Below are 3,276 nucleotides of genomic sequence, written 5' to 3' on the forward strand. Positions count from 1 at the left end.
CGGGTGCCGCCGGGGCCTGCCCCCGCGCCACCCGCGCCCGCGGGTTCGACGGGCGGGTCACCGGCCGCGGCCGGCAGCGCGTTCGGATCGAACTGCCGCAACAGATCCTGCAGTCTCTCCGCACCGGGCAGCGTGCTCCCGAATTGCGTGAGAGCCTCGAGACCTTGGGTGAGCGCCTTCCCTAGTTGTCCGAGGAACTCCCGGCCCGCGGAGGCGAGCGAACCGGCGCCCTGCGCGCCCGCGGCGCCCGCCGATCCCGCGTGTTGCGGGGCAAGGCCGGCCCCGGCGGCGGACGGGCCGTCCGTGCGGGTCGCCGCCGCGAGCGCCTGCTCGTCCAGTGCGTTGGGGAGATTCTCCAGGACCGAGCGCACTCCTGCCGGGTCCACCCCGCTGAGCTTCGACAGCGCGTTCTCGTCGACGACGTCCGGAATCCTGTCCAGGACCGAACGCACCTGCTCCGGCGGCAGCCCGGTGAGCTGCGACAGGGTGTCCTCGTTCAGCAGGCCGGGCAGATTGTCGAGGACCGACCGCACCTGCGCGGGGTCCGCGCCCGTCGCCCGTGCCAGCGCGTCTTCGAGCGACGCCGGGTCGGCGCCAGGAGCCGTGCCGCTCGATTTCGAGGGGGCCCCGCCGGGCGAGCCGCCCGCTCCGGAGGACATGCGCGGCAACGGGACCGAGCCGAGCGAGGGAACCTCGGGCATGCCGCCGCTCGCGACGGATTCGGGTTGCCCACCGGACGCCGAACTCCCCCGGGGACCGGCGGAACCTTCCGGCCCGCCGGACGAACGCGCGGGCGCCGTGCTGCCCTGGGGGCCGACGGAACCGCCGAACGAGCCCGCGGGGCTGGAACCGGTGCCGCTGCCCGTGGATCCGCTGCCCGACTGCGAGCCGGTTCCGGCGGAAGCGGCGTCGTAGCCGCGGGGCAGGGCGGCGCCACCACTGCCGTGCGAAGCGCCTCCGGTCCGGGTTTCACCTCCGGGCAGCCCGGCACCGGTGCCGGAGCCGGAAGTGCCGGAGCCGGAGGTGCCGGAGCCGCCCTGTCCCTGTCCTGCCTCCAGGCCCTCCCGATATCCCTCCTGGTAACCGGCTTGATAGTCCGCGCTGGGAGTCTGGTTGCCGGTGCCCTGGCCCCCGGGGAACTGCCCACCACCCGTAACCGTCTGCTGGCCTTGGCCGTTCGGGTCACCGGGCGCATTCTGATTGTTGCCCGGCTGGTTCTGGCCCGGCCCACCGGAGGGCTGCGGTGCGGCGATGGGCCCGTTCACCACCGGCATCACCGACACGGTGTTCTTCATGCCCTCGCCGTAGTGCTTCTGCCACTCGTCGCGATACCGCCGGGTCACCCTCCCGGGGCAGCAGTCGCCGGGATCGGACGTCGCCGGCATGCTCAGTTTGGTGAGATGCAACCACTGCGCCGTGTAGTCCAAGTTCTGGCTCATCGCGATCATGGAGGTGATCAGCGGTTGCACGCCGTCGGAGTAGCTCCGGACCGCTTCGGCGGCCGCGGTCGCGCCCTGGCCCTCCCACGCGTCGGTACCCGCGGAGATCACGGACACGAAATTGTTCAGCTTGCCCAGCAGATCGTTGGCCATGCTGTGCCAGGTGCCCGCGGCGGCCAGTACCGGCTGCGGATCGAGATCGCGCCCCAGCTCGTACAACTCGGTGAAGCTGAGACTGTCCTTGTTCTCGATGTTGGCCGTGACACCGGTGTCCTTCGCGCCCTGGTAGTCCTTCAACGACGAGGGGAAGCTCTCGGCGTTCGCCTTCTGGACGTGGAGGTGCCCGTCCTTGTCCTTCCAGGCGAAACCGCCGCTGGGCTTGTCGAATTCGGCGTCGGGCGCACCCGGGGCCTTCTTGCCCGGCGTGTAGGGCGTGGCCTCGGTCGGCATCTTCAGCGCGCCCAGCGCCTTGAAGGTGTCCCCGGAATCGCCGTCGGTCTTGGTGTAAGACTTGCCCGCGGCGATGTAGGTCTCACCCATGTCGGTGACGATCTTCGCGTGGTCGTTCAAGATCGTGTGCAGGCGAGAACCCTTGGTGGTGAACGCCATCGCCAGCTGGGCGCCGGAGGTCAGGGTGCCGATCGGCGCGAAGTTGTTCAGGCGCAGGTCGGTCACCGCGGCGGCCATTCCGAGCAGGTCGTCGACCAGATCGGCGCAGGCCTTTGCCGCGGTGAGGGCGTCGGCGGGGTCGAACTTCAGATATCCCGCTTTCGCCTGGTTCTCCAGGCCGGACCACGTTTTCGGTTCGAGGGCCATCGTCACCTTTCTCCGCCGGGGATCGGGTCCCGGCTCCTTCGGGTGTCCATTGCCGCGTCAGTCGTCGTTGTCGGCGACCACCGACCGCGGCCCGGCGGCTCCGGTATCGTCCGCGGGCCAGCTTGTCGGATCAGGCGGCGCCAGGGGCGGTGCGGGCGCGGTCGGCATCATCGCGCCGAGGTCGGGAGCGCCCTCGACGATCTCCGAGAGCTTCGGCAGCGCGTTCTTGCGTTCCAGCAGTGGCGTCATCAGCTCCCTGCCGCGCTCGGCGACCTCGGCCGCCGCCGCTTGCACGGCCGCGGTGATGTTCTCGGCGATCTCCTCGAGGCTCAGATCGAGGACGTCGTCGGCGAAGCTGGTGGCGATCAGGACGCCGTCGGCGTTGACCGTCACCTCGATGCGCTTGTCGCACGCGGTCACCGTGGCCGTGAGCAGCGAGCGCTGCTTCTGGAGTTCGGCGATCCCGCGGAACTGCTCGCCGAGGCCCTCGAGCATCGTCGCCATGTCCGCGCGCAGGCGTTCGTTCACCATGTGCCGCTCACTTTCCCAACTGCCCGCCCGAGGCATGGTCGGTGCCGGTCAGCGAGTCCGCGGCCGCGCGCTGGCCCTGCGACATGTCGTCGAAGGTCTGCGCGGCGCTCGTCGCGCCCTCGAGCAGGTTCTTTCGCGCCGCCTGGTAACCCTTCTCGCCGTGGGCGAACTTCCTGCCCCGCTTGTCGTCTCCCCACGGCATCGTGGTGGCGTCGGATTCGATACCGGCCAGGGTGTTGCGCAATTTCTCGGCGGTTGCGGTGACTTTCCTCGACAACTCCCCGGTCAGCTCCGATGCCCGGCGCAGCTTGTCGGGATCGACTTCCACGTGGTCGGCGGCCATGGCACTCCTTTCGATGTGGACGGGCTAGATGGTGAAAGGCACATCGACGTCCTCGGGGCCCGCGGTGGCGGCCTGCGCAGCGGGCTCGGGGGAGGGAGCCCCTGGCAGCCAGTCGTTCGGCTGCGTGGCGCCGCCGGAGGGGGGCGT

General features: G+C 70.5%; 3 protein-coding genes. All 3 read right to left on the bottom strand.

Annotation, left to right across the window (positions count from 1 at the left end):
* The coding region (locus HOV91_RS38735; RefSeq protein WP_369009333.1) for a WXG100 family type VII secretion target at window positions 1-2,255 on the bottom strand (2,255 nt) is incomplete at its 3' end.
* Between the two features lie 57 nt (window positions 2,256-2,312).
* Window positions 2,313-2,786: a YbaB/EbfC family nucleoid-associated protein gene (locus HOV91_RS38740; protein WP_174190137.1), complete on the bottom strand. Its 474-nt coding sequence runs from the start codon at window positions 2,784-2,786 to the stop codon at window positions 2,313-2,315.
* A gap of 7 nt (window positions 2,787-2,793) precedes the next feature.
* Window positions 2,794-3,129, bottom strand: coding sequence for a hypothetical protein (locus tag HOV91_RS38745; RefSeq protein WP_174190138.1), 336 nt, complete (start codon window positions 3,127-3,129; stop codon window positions 2,794-2,796).
* Window positions 3,130-3,276: the final 147 nt, after the last annotated feature.

Origin of the sequence: Nocardia barduliensis, from assembly GCF_013315795.1 — a bacterium.
Classification (GTDB): domain Bacteria; phylum Actinomycetota; class Actinomycetes; order Mycobacteriales; family Mycobacteriaceae; genus Nocardia; species Nocardia barduliensis.